General features: G+C 57.6%; 14 protein-coding genes. 10 read left to right on the forward strand and 4 right to left on the reverse strand.

All coding sequences use genetic code 11. The annotated features are described in order from the left end of the window. Nucleotides 1–168 precede the first annotated feature (168 nt). The 3 genes from U738_RS05465 to hutH are packed head-to-tail and all read right to left on the reverse strand — an operon-like array spanning nt 169 to nt 4,356. Nucleotides 169–1,557, reverse strand: coding sequence for an FAD-binding oxidoreductase (locus U738_RS05465; RefSeq protein WP_200882485.1), 1,389 nt, complete (start codon nt 1,555–1,557; stop codon nt 169–171). Next, on the reverse strand, nt 1,554–2,822 hold the full coding sequence (locus U738_RS05470; protein ID WP_081899038.1) for an alpha-hydroxy acid oxidase: 1,269 nt from the start codon (nt 2,820–2,822) through the stop codon (nt 1,554–1,556). The genes U738_RS05465 and U738_RS05470 overlap by 4 nt, the downstream gene beginning before the upstream one ends. A gap of 1 nt (nt 2,823) precedes the next feature. After that, complete coding sequence (hutH, locus tag U738_RS05475) at nt 2,824–4,356, reverse strand: histidine ammonia-lyase (RefSeq protein ID WP_035578075.1); 1,533 nt, start codon at nt 4,354–4,356, stop codon at nt 2,824–2,826. 441 nt (nt 4,357–4,797) lie between these two features. Here hutH and U738_RS05480 point away from each other — a divergent pair, with 441 nt between their 5' ends. The 10 genes from U738_RS05480 to U738_RS05525 all read left to right on the forward strand — a co-directional run bounded on the left by U738_RS05480 (nt 4,798) and on the right by U738_RS05525 (nt 13,981). After that, on the forward strand, nt 4,798–5,769 hold the full coding sequence (locus U738_RS05480; RefSeq protein WP_081899039.1) for an isopenicillin N synthase family dioxygenase: 972 nt from the start codon (nt 4,798–4,800) through the stop codon (nt 5,767–5,769). Nucleotides 5,770–5,782: 13 nt separating this feature from the next. After that, on the forward strand, nt 5,783–6,385 hold the full coding sequence (locus U738_RS22640) for a HutD/Ves family protein (RefSeq protein ID WP_050713611.1): 603 nt from the start codon (nt 5,783–5,785) through the stop codon (nt 6,383–6,385). A gap of 57 nt (nt 6,386–6,442) precedes the next feature. Continuing rightward, entirely contained in the window at nt 6,443–7,156 is a 714-nt protein-coding gene (hutC, locus tag U738_RS05490; RefSeq protein WP_035578077.1) for a histidine utilization repressor, read from the forward strand. 410 nt (nt 7,157–7,566) lie between these two features. After that, complete coding sequence (locus U738_RS05495; protein ID WP_035578078.1) at nt 7,567–8,274, forward strand: GntR family transcriptional regulator; 708 nt, start codon at nt 7,567–7,569, stop codon at nt 8,272–8,274. Nucleotides 8,275–8,321: 47 nt separating this feature from the next. Then, entirely contained in the window at nt 8,322–9,284 is a 963-nt protein-coding gene (locus U738_RS05500; protein WP_268746294.1) for an ADP-ribosylglycohydrolase family protein, read from the forward strand. 56 nt (nt 9,285–9,340) lie between these two features. After that, nucleotides 9,341–10,183, forward strand: a complete 843-nt coding sequence (locus U738_RS05505; protein ID WP_235208660.1) for a PfkB family carbohydrate kinase — start codon at nt 9,341–9,343, stop codon at nt 10,181–10,183. Nucleotides 10,184–10,215: 32 nt separating this feature from the next. Continuing rightward, the gene (locus tag U738_RS05510) at nt 10,216–11,250 is read left to right on the forward strand and encodes an ABC transporter substrate-binding protein (RefSeq protein ID WP_035578081.1); all 1,035 of its coding nucleotides are present in this window, start codon (nt 10,216–10,218) and stop codon (nt 11,248–11,250) included. Between the two features lie 75 nt (nt 11,251–11,325). Next, nucleotides 11,326–12,189 (forward strand): ABC transporter permease, encoded by an 864-nt coding sequence (locus U738_RS05515; protein ID WP_035578082.1) that lies wholly within the window; start codon nt 11,326–11,328, stop codon nt 12,187–12,189. Next, nucleotides 12,186–12,971, forward strand: coding sequence for an ABC transporter permease (locus tag U738_RS05520; RefSeq protein ID WP_035578084.1), 786 nt, complete (start codon nt 12,186–12,188; stop codon nt 12,969–12,971). The genes U738_RS05515 and U738_RS05520 overlap by 4 nt, the downstream gene beginning before the upstream one ends. Next, the gene (locus U738_RS05525; protein WP_035578086.1) at nt 12,971–13,981 is read left to right on the forward strand and encodes an ABC transporter ATP-binding protein; all 1,011 of its coding nucleotides are present in this window, start codon (nt 12,971–12,973) and stop codon (nt 13,979–13,981) included. Before U738_RS05520 ends, U738_RS05525 begins: the two co-directional genes overlap by 1 nt. Nucleotides 13,982–14,024: 43 nt before the next feature. Here the strand turns inward: U738_RS05525 and U738_RS05530 are convergent, their stop codons facing one another. Continuing rightward, nucleotides 14,025–15,038 (reverse strand): YeiH family protein, encoded by a 1,014-nt coding sequence (locus tag U738_RS05530; RefSeq protein ID WP_327050251.1) that lies wholly within the window; start codon nt 15,036–15,038, stop codon nt 14,025–14,027. Nucleotides 15,039–15,053: the final 15 nt, after the last annotated feature.

The following is a 15,053-nucleotide window of genomic DNA, read 5'->3' on the forward strand; positions in this document are numbered from 1 at the left end:
TGTTGGAGGCGAAACTGACAATGCGTACCAGTACGTCAGCTTTATAAAAGCAAACTGCATGCCAAAAAGTACTTACCTGTATATACATAATGGTTTTGCAAATTTTGGCACTAAAGGGCGAATTAACTTCGCCCTGTTTGAGTGCGGTTGTTGGTGAATAAAGGTGGCTTAACTGAGCACCTTGCCGGGATTGAGAATGTTGTTTGGATCAAATGTTTGCTTGAGGGCATGCATAACGTTCAACGCTTCGGGGCGGACACTGTGATGCAGGAATTCACGCTTAAGCAGACCAATGCCATGCTCGGCAGAAATGGAGCCGCGGTATTCACCGACCAGCCCGTAGATATCAGTTTCGATAGCGTGGTGAGTCGCCGAGGTGTTCTCAGTTAGCGAGTTACTATCTACAGTGAGATGCAGGTTGCTGTCGCCAATATGGCCGAAATTGACGATGCGGATGCCTGACCAGCGGTGCGTGAGCAGCTTGCCTGCCGCTTCAACAAAGTCGCCAATTTTTGCAATGGGTAAACTGATGTCGAAGTTGATCGGTGCCAACTTGACGGGAAATTCGCCAGTCGCCTCCCGAATTGCCCATAGTTCTTGGGCCTGTTTGATCGTGCTTGCCATGACGGCATCTTGCACTTCGCCAGTTTCCAGAGCGGCTTCCAGGACCATCTCTAGGTGGCTTGCATCGCCTTCGACCTCACACAGCACGTAAAGAGGGTAGCTTGATGGGAGAGGCGACTGGTTGCTCTGCCACTCGCAACTCATCGCATAGAAGTCCTGCCACATCACCTCGAATGCCTCTAGGGCTAGTCCGGTGCCACGCAGTCGATGCAGCAGACTGACCGCCGCCGGGTAGTCGCGTAGCGCGCACAAAAGCGTGCGGGACTCCCTCTGGGGCGGGGCAAGACGCAGTACAGCGCGGGTGATGACGCCTAGTGTTCCCTCGGCACCGATAAAACAGTGCTTAAGGTCGTAGCCGGTATTATTTTTGATCATGCTGTTCATCAAATCGAGAATCCGCCCGTCGGCTAGCACTACTTCAAGGCCGAGCACACGGTCACGTGTCATGCCGTGACGAATCACGCCATGGCCGCCCGCATTGGTGGATAAGGTGCCGCCGATCTGGCAAGTGCCTCGGGCGCCAAAATCAATTGGATAGCAAAAGCCTGCTTCTATAGCCGCGTCTTGGACGGCCTGAAGTGTAGTGCCCGCTCGCACCGTCAGTGTGGCGGCAACTTGGTCAACGTTCTCCACGCCGCTGAGCTTGATTAATGACAGCGCGACACTCTCAGCCGTGGGTACGGCGCCACCGGCTAAACCCGTCATGCCACCCTGGGGGACGATGGCGCGACGGTGCTGGTTGCAAAGTTGCAGCAGCTTGGAGACTTCCTGTGTGCTGGTTGGACGTACCAGCGCCAGTGGACGACAGGCGGCGTGGCCGGTCCAATCGCTATGACAAGACGCCGGGATTGACTCGCCCAGCAGCACGTTGTCGCCAAAGGCGCTTAGCAACAGATCTAGGAAGGCATCGTCTTTACTGGGTTTAATGCTCACGATAGATCTCCCATAGTCGGCTGCACGGTTTGTGTGGGCGAATCCACCGAATTAGCCGTGAGGTAATGTGAGTTGTCGTGTGAAAGATGGAGGGGAAGACCCAGACAGTCGCGGTCGAGTTGGGACACGCATGGGCGACCCAGCAGAGCAAGCGTATTGTGTAACTGTTGCTGGAGTAGCGTCAGGGCATGATTAGCGCCTGCCTCGCCGCCAACCGCGAGACCATATAGCGTGGCCCTTCCACTGAGTACGCCATTGGCGCCTAGAGCTAGCGCTTTGGCAATATCGCTACCTCGGCGAATGCCGCTATCGAGCAGAACCTCAAGTTCTTTTCCCACCGCATCGACGATGGGTGGCAAGCAGTCGAGGCTGGCAGGCGAGCCATCCAGTTGGCGTCCACCATGGTTGGTAACCACGATGGCGTTGGCCCCTAGCCGCTGGCAGTGGCGGGCATCCTCAGCATTGAGAATACCCTTGATGATCAGCTTGCCCGACCACTGCTGGCGAATCTCGGCTAGCGCTTCCCACGTTAAGTCGGTCGCCATTTGTTGACTGATGTAGGTAGCTGCGCTGGCCGCACTGTGCTCCCCTGCGGGCAAGTATTTGAGCAGGTTACCCAGTGTCGGTAGGCCGTTGGGCCAGAGTGCCTGGGCGGCCCAGCGTGGGTGGCACAAAGCATCTAGCGTATGGCCCATGGTCAGGCGTCGAGGGTTCAGGTAGCTGCGGCTGTCCCACTCGCGTCGACCGAGCACCACTGCATCGGTAGTGACTACAAGAGCCTCTGCATTAGCTGCTTGAGCGCGTTCGATCAGATCCTGGGTCGCTGATTTATCGCGTAGTGGATAGAGCTGAAACCACAGCCGACCGGTTGGGACAGCGGCGGCAACCTCCTCAAGGCTATTGCAGGATACGGTACTCAGCGTGAAGGGCACGTCGTGACGTTGCGCCGCTCGGGCTAGGGCGATATCAGCGTCACGCCACAGCATGCCGTTGTAGCCGGTGGGGGCGATTGCCAGGGGTATTGCGCACTCCTGGCCCAAAAGGGTGGTGCGGCTGTCGATCTCACTTAGGTCAACCAGCGTGCGTGGTCGCCACTGCCAGCGTTGAAATGCTCTGCGATTGTCGTTGAGGGTGTGCTCGTCCTCGGCACCTGCATTGAGATATTCCCAGGCAAAGGCGGGCAGTCGGCTACTGGCCATCGTGGCCAGTTCATCGATACTTTGGGCGTGTCGCCAGCGGTGGCTTGGGGCGTAGCGTCGTTTCATATCAACCTTCGGCGTAGAGGCGTGGGCGGGGCAGCAGTGGTTCGAAGATAGCCTCGTCAACAAAGCGCTGGGCGGCAACGAGATCGGGGGCAAAGTAGCGATCCCGGTCGTAATGTTTAACGTCGCGCCGAATCAGTGCCAGCGCTTCTTCGAGGGAAGGTGACGTGGTCATGGGGCGGTGGAATTCCACCCCTTGGGCCGCCGCCAGTAGCTCAATGGCGACTACCGCGCTGGAGTTAAACGCCATGTCGGCCAGTCGCCTTGCCGCAAACGTCGCCATTGATACGTGGTCTTCTTGATTGGCGGAGGTCGGCAGGCTGTCTACTGAGGCGGGGTGGGCCAGGGTTTTGTTCTCGGACGCCAGTGCCGCCGCACTAACTTGGGCGATCATGAAGCCAGAGTTAAGGCCACTGTCGTTGACCAAGAACGCCGGTAGCCCTGAGAGGGCGGGGTCGACGAGTTGGGCGATACGTCTTTCCGACAGCGCGCCGATTTCTGAGATCACCAGCGCCAGCACATCGGAGGCCATGGCAACCGGCTCAGCATGGAAGTTGCCGCCGGAAAGGACGTCACCGTTGTCAAAGATCAGCGGATTATCAGAAACGGCGTTAGCTTCACGTAGAAATACGCCCGCTGCAAAGCGTAAGTGGTCGAGGCAGGCGCCCATCACCTGGGGCTGGCAGCGCAGCGAGTAGGGATCCTGAACCCGCGGGCAGTCGCGGTGGGATTCGCGCACCCGGCTGCCCGCTAGCAGCTCGCGGTAGAAACCAGCGACATCACACTGACCGGGGTGGCCGCGAACGGCCTGGATGCGCTCGTCAAACGGGGTGTCTGAGCCTTTTAAAGCATCCACTGTCAGGCTACCGGCGACCACGGCAGCGGTGAATAGTTTTTCGGTGGCGAACAGGCCGCGCAACGCAAGTGCAGTGGAAACTTGTGTTCCGTTGATGAGTGCCAGCCCCTCCTTGGGCGCTAGTGTCAGCGGTGCCAGACCCGCTAGGGCAAGTCCTTCAACGGCTGGCATCTCGCGTCCCTTATGGCGCATACGGCCTTCGCCGAGCAGGGTGGCGGCTAAATGCGCTAGCGGCGCAAGATCCCCTGAGGCGCCTACTGAGCCTTTAGCGGGAATACAGGGGTAGACCTGGGCGTTGTAAAGCGCCAGCAATGCGTCAATGATCAGCCAGCGTACGCCGGAGTGGCCACGGGCCAGCGAGGCGGCCTTAAGCGCCAGTATCAAACCAACGGTGGCATCGTCTAAGTTGTCACCAACCCCTGTGCTGTGTGACAGCACTAAGTTTCGCTGGAGCTCTGTGAGTGACGCGCGTGGTATTGAGGTCTGGGCGAGCACGCCAAAGCCGGTGTTAATACCGTAAACGGTGCGGCCACTATCCAGAATGTCGCTAACCGTTGCTTCGGCCCGAGCGACTCTAGCCCTGCTCTCCTCATCGAGCTCGATAGTGGGGCTGTCCTCAAAAAGCGCGCGAAGTGTGGCAAGCGTAAGTTGGCCTGGGGAGAGTCGTTGTACTGATGTCATGGTGACCTCTGAAGTGCTTTACGGGCATCATTTGGGAGCATCTAAACAGTCTTTTTCTCACTCAGCGGGTGTTGAAAATGGTTTTTAGATCTTCCCAGCTGTCGTTGAGAATCTGTGTCTATGAAATCGGACGCTGCTATTATGTATATACAGGTAGGTGGTGTTTATGCAAGTTCTATTGGTTAAGTTTCCTGGCGCTGTTAGAGATTATTTTAAAATGATAATTTTTAGTGCATTAATGGTGCTTTTTGTGTGATTTTGGTGCGTTTTAGGCGAAATTTTATAGGATTTGTTTTAATGACATGGATAGATAAAAGTATTTTTATATGTATATACTTATTGCTTGTGGCTGTTCTTGTTTATAGCCGCTACCGATAGCCTAAGTGGACTAACACGGGTAAGGATTGGGCTGGCTTTTCGTTGACAGTGGAGACTCAAGTAATGACAACTTCAGCAATGACCATACCGCTGGTTGATATGCAGGGCGTGCGTGAGGGCGACCCTGATAGCCTCGCGCGGGCGGGGGAGGCGATACACAACGCCTGTACCCAGGTGGGGTTCTTTTACATCATCAACCATGGTTTATCACAGGCAGTAATAGACGATGCTATGCAGGCCGCTCAGCGCTTCTTTGCTGAGCCACTGGAGCGCAAGGCGCAGGTGGCGGTTAATAAGCACCACCGTGGTTTTCATCGGCGCGGTGGTGCCACTATGTATCAGGCAACCCGACCTGATGAGAAGGAGTTCTATGGTTTTGGGCTGGACTTGGCCGAGGATGACCCAAGCGTACTGGCAGGCGAGGCACTGCGTGGGCCGAACCAGTGGCCAGACTTTATGCCGGAGTTTCAGCCAGCAATGGATCGCTACTTTGTTGAGGTAGGTCGCTGTGGCGCAGATCTGTTGCGTGCGATTGCGGTGAGCCTAGGAATCGACCCTGAGTTCTTCGCGGCAAAATACACTAAGCCGTTGCAGCGCACCCAGGCGGTCTATTACCCCGTGCAGGCTGATGATCGACCGGCGGATCAATTTGGCGTTGCGCCGCATACTGATTATGGCTGCGTGACGCTGCTCTACCAAGACGCCGTCGGTGGTTTACAGGTGCGCGAGCTGGGTAGCGAGCGCTGGGTTGACGCCCCCTTTATTGAGGGCTCGTTGGTGGTTAATGTCGGTGATCTGTTGGCGCGATGGTCAAATGACCGCTTTCGCTCTACGTTGCATCGTGTCATCAATACCAGTGGCCGGGAACGCTACTCCATAGCGACCTTTTATGACCCCGACTATACGGCTCGCGTTGATCCTGCCGACCTTGGTGTCTCAGCAGCAGAAGCTCAATATCCGCCGGTAGCCGCGGGTGACTACATCTTGGGTCGCATTGATGCCTCAATGAGCTACCGCAAGGCTGCCGCATCCTGATGAGGAGCAATCAATGAAGCTACCCGAAAGGTTACGCTTTACCGATCTTTTGCCCGTCGCTTGGCAAAATGGCGGTGGAGTAACACGTGAAGTGGCTCGCCAGGAGGGAGAAGGTGAGTCGCCGGGTTGGCGGGTTTCGGTGGCTGAACTTGACAGGGAAGGGCCATTCTCGATTATTGCTGGGGTCAGGCGTCACTTTACGGTGATAGGCGAGCATCCGGTCACACTTGTTTTGCCTGATCAGCGTGCTGTTTTGGTGGCTCGGGAAAGCTTTATCTTCGAAGGCGAAGCTGCGGTGAATTGCTTGTTGCCTGAAGGGCCGAGCCGGGCACTGAATTTAATGTACAATCCAGCAAACTGGCAGGCTTCTGTTCGCTGGCTAACGTCTGGGGAGTCGCTAAGGCAAGCCCCGAACGCTGAGGCACTTATCTTAGCTTTTGGTGGGCAGGCGTGGTTGGTCAGTGAGCCGTCACTGCCCCTTAATGGTGGCGATATTTGGCACTGGCCCAGGCCCATCGCTGATGACGAGTTAGCGACCGAAAGCTGTCACACAATGACATTTGAGACGCTGCCTGCAACGCGCCTGATTAGGATCGACCTGTTTCCGCGGGTTTGATAATTCTTTTCAGAGTGCTAATAAAGCGGGGTGGTGAAAGGGATTTGAGGAGAGCACGTGGGACGCCAACCGCCCCGGTATCAACAGATCAAACAGTACTTGCTGGATAATATCCAAACAGGTCATTTTCCCGTCGACCATAAGATCCCGCCTGAGGAGCAGCTTGCGGTTACCTTCGGTGTCAGCAGGATGACGGCCAACAAGGCCATTCGCGACCTAGTGCAGGAAGGCTATCTGGTGCGTCAATCGGGGATCGGCACTTTTGTGACGGATCGTCGCTCTGAGTCGCCATTGGCCGAAATTAATAATATCGCTGATGAGGTACGCAGCCGTGGCCACGAATACGCTAATCGTGTGGTGAGTTGCGAAGCGCTGAATGCTGACGATGAGATTGCCCTGCGGATGGGTGTGCGTATTGGGACTAGGTTATTTCATTCGATTCTTATTCACCTGGAAAATGGCCAGCCGATCCAGCTCGAAGAGCGCTTCGTCAATCCACGCTGGGTGCCTGACTATCTGGAGGCAGACTTCAATCGCCAAACGCCCAACGAGGTGTTGGTTGCCGCCTGCCCGATTACTGATATGGAGCACGTGGTAGAGGCGGTGCTGCCTGAGGCGGGTGCGGCAGAGTGGCTAGAAATTGATGCTGCGCTACCCTGCCTTAGTGTTCGTCGGCGCACTTGGTCAGGCGACCGCCTAATTAGTTATGCTCACCTGCTGCATCCCGGTGACCGCTATAAATTGCGCACCATGGCGCACTCTTCTAAGTAGTCGTTCTCGCGAAACAACAACTAGCCTATCTCACGAAACAGCCTGGTCATCGCGGCATTGTTTGACTCGTCGAGGGCGTGACGCCACTGCTGAATAACCCAGCGGCCTGCGACCATGACATCGCGTATCTGATGCTTGAAACCGCCAAACAGCCAATGGCCTAGCCGCGTTGCTTGCCAGGAATTAAGTCATTTCTATGATCATTGATAGAGCAGCTTAGGGTATGCGTATGCGGCATTTGGCTGGAATAATTGATTTTATAAATAATACAGGTACCATACAGGTGTTTTTAATGTATTCATAAGGTGCTGATAAAATAGAATTTTACGCTCTTTAAATAGATGATTAGTAATTTTTTGTGATATTCCTGACTAGACCTGTATAGTATGGTGAATAGAAAAGGAGGCTGCATGATACAGGCTGCACCAAAGTCCAAATCCGAAAGAATTGCCCGTGTGCTGGAGGCGGAAATTCGCTCTGGCTCGCTGCATGATGGAGCGGCGCTGTCTAGTGAAAGCTCCCTGGTGGAGCGTTTTGCCGTCTCGCGTACAACAGTACGCAAGGGGCTGGGTATCCTCGTCGCCAAGGGGCTCATCCGAACCAGGGTCGGAATTGGCTCCTTTGTGACCTATGGCGGTGCGGTGATTGATAACGGGCCGGGCTGGAGCCTTGCCCTATCGGATACTGGCACGCAGATGGGCGCGCGGATTCTGCAGATCGTGCGGCAACCGATGGATCTAGACGTCCAGCAGTTCACAGCAGAGTACGTGCTTGCCGTTGACCGTATCCGCTTTCGGAAAGATACAGGCCGCGCGCTGACACTAGAGCGATCCCGTGTGCCGTGGCGCGACGACTTTGCTCCGATTTTGGCAGAAGGGCTGGAGAACGGTTCGCTCAGTCAGACGTTGGAGGCGCGGAACCTATCGCCTGCCTCGGGCGAGGAGTGGGCCAATGTGTTGCCCGCTCTTACGCCTGAGGACGCAGCGCTGATGGGGCGTGCAGTGGGCGAGCCGATGCTGCGCTTGCGTCGGCTGACGCGCACGGTGTCTGGTGACATTGTCGAATATGTGGAAAGCCTTCTTGATCCGGGACTTTTTGGTCTGCACTTGGAGTTCTGAAGATGAGCGTAACGAATGCGATATTGAACCGGGCTCGCGCGACGCTAATGGGTCTCGCAATGGGCGATGCGCTTGGGATGCCGGCACAGACTTTGACGCGCAGCGCCATCCAGGCCCATTACGGCCGGATTGAAGGGTTCGTCGCCCCGTTTCAAGGGCACCCAGTTTCCCACGGGCTGCGCGCCGCGCAGGTGACCGATGACACCGAACAGACGCTGCTGCTGGCCCGAAGGCTTATCGCCCACCCCGAGGGGTTCGACCATGAGGCCTGGGCGCACGACCTACTGGAGTGGGAAGCGGCTATTCGCGCCAAGGGACTGTCGGATCTGCTTGGTCCGTCCTCCCGCACGGCGATTGACGCGCTGTTAGCCGGAGCTTCGTCCGAAGAGTCCGGGTGGCGTGGGACAACCAATGGCGCAGCAATGCGGGTTGCGCCTGTTGGAATCATGACTCCACCAGAGGTAGAAACAGTGGTTGCACGGGTTGCACTGACCTGCCGGGTAACCCATAACACTGGAGAGGCCATCGCCGCGGCGTCAGCCGTCGCCATGATGGTTAGCTGCGGGATCGCTGGGCGCGATCTGGACGCGGCGCTGAATTATGCACTGGAGGCGTGCCGCTTAGGGCAGACCGCTGGCCATGCCGTGGGTGAAACTGACATGGCCGGGCGTATCGAAACCGCTCTGTACCTGGCCGAAGGCGGCGACGAAGAAGCTCTTATCGCCGGGATCGGCACCTCTGTCGCCAGCCGCGAAAGTGTTCCGGCGGCTTTCGGCATCCTGCGTCTGGCGCAGGGCGATCTATGGCGGGGGCTGTTGATTGCCGCAAATGCAGGCGACGACACCGATACCATTGGGGCGATAGTGGGAGCCATGGCTGGTGCTTTGGGCGGTGATGTTCCTCCCGCGGCAGAGGCGCAAGTCATGGCGGCCAACGATCTGGACATCGACGCAGTCGCGCGGGGTTTGCTGGCGCTGCGCGGTGTAGATTGCGAAGAGGTCATAGGATGAGCCTGCTGCTGCAGATGACTGGGCCGGTGATGGACTTGACCTACAATGTCCGCGCCATGCCCGCCTCGGGTACGGAGGCGGAGGTTACGGGCTTTGCCATGGTTGTTGGCGGTGGATTCAATGCGATGGCCGCGGCGCATGCAGCCGGAATGGCGGTGCGCCTGGGTGGATCAATCGGCACTGGGCCGCTGGCAGGGATCGTGGCAGAACGACTGAAGGAGCTGGGCATCGACTGTGCCCGCCCGGCAGTCCCAGGACACGATCAGGGGTGTTGCACCGTGCTGCTGGAACCGGATGGAGAACGCAGCTTTGTTGGATATCCCGGTGCTGAAGGACAGATCACGGCCTCGGACTTGGCGAAGATCGAGTTGTCAGGTGTCACTCATGTGATGCTCTCGGGCTATACCCTTTACTACCCCGCAGCACGGGTTGCCTTGGCCGACTGGGTTGCCGGTCTGCAGGCGGATATCACGGTGATCTTCGATCCCTCGCCCGTCGTAGCGTTGTTGTCCGAAGTGATCCTGCGCACGGTCATGTCCCGTGCCGATTGGATCAGTGCCAATGCCGCCGAGGCAGCAGTGCTGACCGGTAAGTCCGATCCGGCGGAGGCCGCTAGCGCCCTGGCCCAAGACCGCCAGGGCGCTGTTCTGCGCAGCGGGGCGGCAGGTTGTGTGCTGGCCACTGACGGTCAGGTGCACCGGATTGAGCCTCATAGGGTTGAGGCCATTGACACCAACGGCGCGGGGGATTGCCACATTGGCTGTTTTATCGCCGAGCTTGCCCGATCCGGCGACGCTCTGCGTGCCGCGCGTTACGCCAACATCGCTGCGGCCCTGTCCACGACACGGGCCGGTTCGGCGACCCCGCCAGAGCATAGGCAGGTTTTGGCTCTGGTCTGATCTCATACCACCAATAACAAGGAGTATCTGTGATGAAGACAACATTGCTTTCCCTTTCCGCGCTTGCTCTGACGACGGGTACCGCCCTGGCGGATGAAATTCGCGTTTTAAACTGGCAGGGCTACGGCACTGACCAGAGCTTTTCCATCGAGCCCTTTGAAGAGGCGACCGGCCATACCGTTGTGCATGAATATTTCAACTCCGAGCAGGAGATGCTGACAAAGCTGCGAACCAACCCTGGCGCTTATGACGTGGTAATGATTAATGCCGTCTTCACTCCGCAGGCCATTGAGGAAGAGTTGCTGGCGCCCATTGACGCTTCGGTCATCGAAAATTATGCGGGTGTGCCGGAGCGCTTTGCGCAGGACTCAAAACTGGTTTCAGATAATGACGTCTACGGTGTGCCATGGACATGGGGCCTGACATCCTTTGCTTTCAACACATCGGTGATTGAGGAAGCGCCCGACAGCATCGAGGCGCTGTGGAATCCTGCCTATGCAGGTCGCATTTCGATCCGCGACGATGCGCTTGAGGCGATGCAACTGGCTGCGCTCGCGACCGGGCAGGACATCAATAATATTGAAGACCTGGACGCGGCGGAAGAAAAGCTCGCGGCGCTGATGCCCAACTTACGAACCTTCTGGAGCAGCGAAAACGACTGGAACCAGTACATGGCCGCAGGCGAGTTGGACATTGCTAGCTATTGGTCCGGTTCGGCCGCCCGCTCCGCCTCCCTTGGCTTGCCGGTTGAATTCGTGGTGCCGAAAGAGGGTGCGATTGGCTGGCTCGATGCCTTGTCGATCCCCGCGACCTCTGAACACAGGGAGGCTGCGCAGCAGTTCATTGACTGGATGATTGATCCTGAATTCTACACCCGCTGGGATCAGGAGGGCGCGCCTGCCTCCGCTAACGCAGATGCGGCGGCGGCTCTGCCAGAAGATGCGTTCAACAAACGCGTTCTGGGAGATCCGGAGGTGGTTGCGCGAGCGAAGTTCCAAGCGCCCGTCACGGATGAGTCGCGCGAGGCCTATTTAGAAATATGGCAGGGACTGAAAGCCGCCCAGTAAATGTCAAAATTGACCCCGATACAGGGTCCGGCAATCGCTATGCTTCCGTAGAATATAAAAAGGAAGGAGATTGGAATGGCTCAACCCACTGCTCCGATGGATCGAAGGCGCCTGTTCGCGCTTCTGTCGCCCGCCTATCTTTGGTTGCTGGTCGCGGTGTTCCTGCCTCTTTCGGCCATGCTGTTCTTCAGCTTTCTGACCGACCTGCCACAGGATACCCCGGACTGGCGGATCACGCTGGGCAATTACAACCAGTTCCTGACGAACCCGACTTACGCCACGCTGTTGTGGAAATCGCTGAAGCTGGGTTTTACCGTCACTCTGGTCTGCATCCTGATCGGCTATCCCTGCGCGTTGGTGCTGGCTCGGACTATCAAGGGACGCGCGCGCGAAACCCTGTTCCTGCTGGTGATCCTGCCGTTCTGGTCCAATTCGCTTGTCCGGATCTTCTCATGGGCCATCGTGCTGCGTGGCAACGGCGTGCTGGAACGAAGCCTTGAATTCATCCTGCCCTTCGACATCCAACTGAATCTGATGTTCACGACCGAAGCCGTGGTGATCGGGCTGGTGCACAGTTTCCTGCCATATGTGATTCTGACCTCGTATCTCGCGCTGCAGGCCATTGACGACGATATTGTGGATGCGGCTCGCTCCATGGGCGCATCGCGGATCACGATCTTGTGGCGGCTGTTGTTGCCACTGTCGCTGCCGGGACTGCTGGCGGGCGCCGTTTTGGTCTTCGTACCGGTGGTCGGATCGTTCATGGAGCCGCGCATTCTGGGTGGCCGGATGGGAACCTATTTCGGCACGGTGATCGAGGATCAATTCGTTGCCGTCTACAACTGGCCACTGGGCGCGGCGCTGTCGTTCATCCTGTTGGCCGTGGTTCTGCTGGTTCTTGCGCTGTCCAGCCCGATCCTGAAAAGGGCAAGAACATGAAAAGTTCCATTCTTTCGCTAATCGGCCGCTTCTGGCTGGTGCTGATCCTCGTGTTCCTTTATGCGCCGATCCTTGTCATGGCGACGATGTCCTTTAACGCCTCGCCGTTCTATCAACTGCCGTTCAAATTCTCGACGGAATGGTATGAACAGATGAGCGGGAACCAGCAGATCATCGCGGCTGCCGTCCGGTCGGTGCTGATCGCGCTGGCAACGACGGTGATCGCCACGGCGCTTGGCACGGCCGCCTCGATCGCGTTGTTCCGCTATGACTTTCCGGGCAAACGCGTATTTCAGGTGTTGTTGTTCCCGCCGATCGCCATTCCGTGGCTGATCACGGGCACCGCCATGCTTATCTTCTTCTTCGCCATCGGCATAGGGCGGGGCACGCCTGCGGTCATCATTGGCCACGTCGCGCTTGCCCTGCCGTATGTCATCGTCACCGTCACCGCGCGCCTGTCGAGCTTTGACATCACGCTGGAAGAAGCCGCCCGTTCCATGGGGGCTTCTGGCTGGACAGTGTTGCGGCGCGTAACTCTGCCATGGATAGCACCGGGTGTCGTGGCAGGGTCGCTTTTTGCTTTTGCCGTCAGCTTTGACCAGTTCGTGGTCAGCTATTTCCTGTCGGAACCGGGCGACAGCACGTTGCCTGTCCTGATCTACACCGCCATCCGCAAGGGGTTCACCCCGGAGATCAACGCGATTTCTACCATCATCATCACCCTGTCGATGCTGATCATGTTCCTTGCCACCCGCTATTCCAAGTTCGGAGGAGAACGCTGATGTCGCTCGTCGATGTGCGGAACGTCACGAAAAAATTCGGCCAGGCGATTGCACTGGACGAAGTGTCGATCACTTTTGAAGATGGCGGTTTCTTTGGCCTGCTTGGTCCGTCGGGATCGGGCAAGACGACGCTGCTGCGCACTATCGCCGGGTTCCATTATCCCGAAGGCGGCAGCATCCGCATCGGGGATCGGAACGTGGAAAAGATCCCGGTGGAAGAGCGCGACATCGGCATGATGTTCCAGAACTATGCGCTGTTTCCCAATATGAGCGTCGCGGACAACGTGGGTTTCGGCCTGCGGGTTCGTAAAGTGGGCGCAGCAGAGGAAAAACGGCGGATCGCCGAGGTGCTGGATCTCGTGCAGCTTGGTGCGATGGCCGGACGACGCCCGAGCCAGCTTTCGGGCGGGCAGCGGCAGAGGGTGGCGCTGGCACGGGCCATCGTGACCAACCCCAAGGTTCTGCTGCTGGATGAACCGCTGTCGGCTCTGGACAAATCGCTGCGGATCGACATGCAGATCGAGCTTAAACGCATCCAGCGTGAAATCGGCATCACCACGATTTTTGTCACCCACGATCAGGAAGAGGCGCTGACATTGTCGGATCGCATCGGCATCCTGCGGGCAGGGCGTATCGTGCAGTCAGGTCCCCCGCGAGAGGTGTATGATCATCCCAAAGACGCCTTTGCCGCAGGGTTCCTGGGAGAAGCGAATTGGCTGCCGGAAAGCCGTCTGGGCAGCCTTGCCCTCCCGGGTGGTCGCGTTGGGCGCAGCTTTGCCGTTCGGCCCGAAGCGCTGACAATCGGCGCGGTGCCAGAGGATGGGCGCAATTCTATTCGGGGGCGGCTGACTCAGCGCATTTTTGCCGGAGCTATGGCCACCTGTCTGATTGATGTCGATGGGCAGCAGTGGAAACTGGTCGCGCGGGATAGGGATATCCCCGAACTGCCACGGGATGGCAATGTCTGGCTAAGTTGGTCGCCAGAAGACACGATTGCGGTGTCAGCATGAACGATTGGCTTCTCGTCATCGGCATTCAGCCAGGCTTTCTAGTTCAAAATATCGCCACCAAAACAGACGTTACCCCAAGCCCGCCACCCAACAGCAGTACAAACAACACCCCAGCATGTGCTACCGGGCGCCAGCCAGCGGCTTTCAGGTCTGACCAGCAGGCTTTGATACCGAGGGCGACCATCGCCAAAGCCAGTGCCGCCTGGGCCAGCCATTGCAGAGCGGTAATGACCACGGGCGGCAACCAGCCCAGGCTGCCGATGCCAGCGGCGAGCATGAAACCGAAAACGAACCAGGGGATAGGCAAGCGGGTTTGGGTGGTGTCTGTTGTTTCGTTTTGACGCAATCGGATGAAGACTTGCGCCAGCACCAGCACAACGGGTGCCAGCATCATGACGCGTACCAGCTTGGTGACGACCGCGAACTCCATCGTTTCCGGACCCATGGACTGCCCAGCAGCGACCGCCTGGGCGACTTCATGGGCCGTGCTGCCTATGTAAATGCCGAACCAGGCCGGGTCCAGCCCGGAATAGGCGAACAGCAGAGGGTAGCTGAACATGGCCAGTGTGCCGAAAATAACGACCAGTGCCACGGCTAGTGTAACGTCCTGATCACGGCCCTTGATCACCGGGTTGGCGGCCATGATGGCAGCGGCACCGCAGACGGCGCTGCCGACCGAGGTCAGTGAAGCAAGCTCCGGGCTCATCTTCAGGCAGCGAATGCCAAACCAGATGCCGAAACTCAGCACCACCACGATCATAATGGCATCGGCCACCAGGGCAGGCCAGCCGACGGCGACGAGCTGGGTTAGGCTCAGGTTAAAACCAAACAGAATAATACCCAGGCGCAGCAGCTTTTGCTGAGCAAACCCCAGAACGTCTTTAGATTTTGCAGTTGGTTCGGTCGCCAGCGGTGAATTGCCATAAAGCGCACCAATCAGCACGGCCAACGGCAGGGCGCTCAGGCCTATGCCCGCCAGCAACGGCAGTTGAGACAGCAACAAGGCCGCGCCTGCCAAACCTACCAGTATCCACACCATCACATAGCTCCTGTTCAAGTGCGATTACTGTAG

Source organism: Halomonas sp. TG39a, from assembly GCF_000744395.1.
Classification (GTDB): domain Bacteria; phylum Pseudomonadota; class Gammaproteobacteria; order Pseudomonadales; family Halomonadaceae; genus Vreelandella; species Vreelandella ventosae_B.

What these genes read in the sequence shown, in the direction of transcription:
- U738_RS05470 (WP_081899038.1), bottom strand. Translation starts at nt 2,822, where the DNA reads ATGAAACGACGCTACGCCCCAAGCCACCGCTGGCGACACGCCCAAAGT.
- hutH (WP_035578075.1), bottom strand. Translation starts at nt 4,356, where the DNA reads ATGACATCAGTACAACGACTCTCCCCAGGCCAACTTACGCTTGCCACA.
- U738_RS05480 (WP_081899039.1), top strand. Translation starts at nt 4,798, where the DNA reads ATGACAACTTCAGCAATGACCATACCGCTGGTTGATATGCAGGGCGTG.
- U738_RS22640 (WP_050713611.1), top strand. Translation starts at nt 5,783, where the DNA reads ATGAAGCTACCCGAAAGGTTACGCTTTACCGATCTTTTGCCCGTCGCT.
- U738_RS05495 (WP_035578078.1), top strand. Translation starts at nt 7,567, where the DNA reads ATGATACAGGCTGCACCAAAGTCCAAATCCGAAAGAATTGCCCGTGTG.
- U738_RS05500 (WP_268746294.1), top strand. Translation starts at nt 8,322, where the DNA reads ATGGGTCTCGCAATGGGCGATGCGCTTGGGATGCCGGCACAGACTTTG.
- U738_RS05505 (WP_235208660.1), top strand. Translation starts at nt 9,341, where the DNA reads ATGCCCGCCTCGGGTACGGAGGCGGAGGTTACGGGCTTTGCCATGGTT.
- U738_RS05510 (WP_035578081.1), top strand. Translation starts at nt 10,216, where the DNA reads ATGAAGACAACATTGCTTTCCCTTTCCGCGCTTGCTCTGACGACGGGT.
- U738_RS05515 (WP_035578082.1), top strand. Translation starts at nt 11,326, where the DNA reads ATGGCTCAACCCACTGCTCCGATGGATCGAAGGCGCCTGTTCGCGCTT.
- U738_RS05520 (WP_035578084.1), top strand. Translation starts at nt 12,186, where the DNA reads ATGAAAAGTTCCATTCTTTCGCTAATCGGCCGCTTCTGGCTGGTGCTG.
- U738_RS05525 (WP_035578086.1), top strand. Translation starts at nt 12,971, where the DNA reads ATGTCGCTCGTCGATGTGCGGAACGTCACGAAAAAATTCGGCCAGGCG.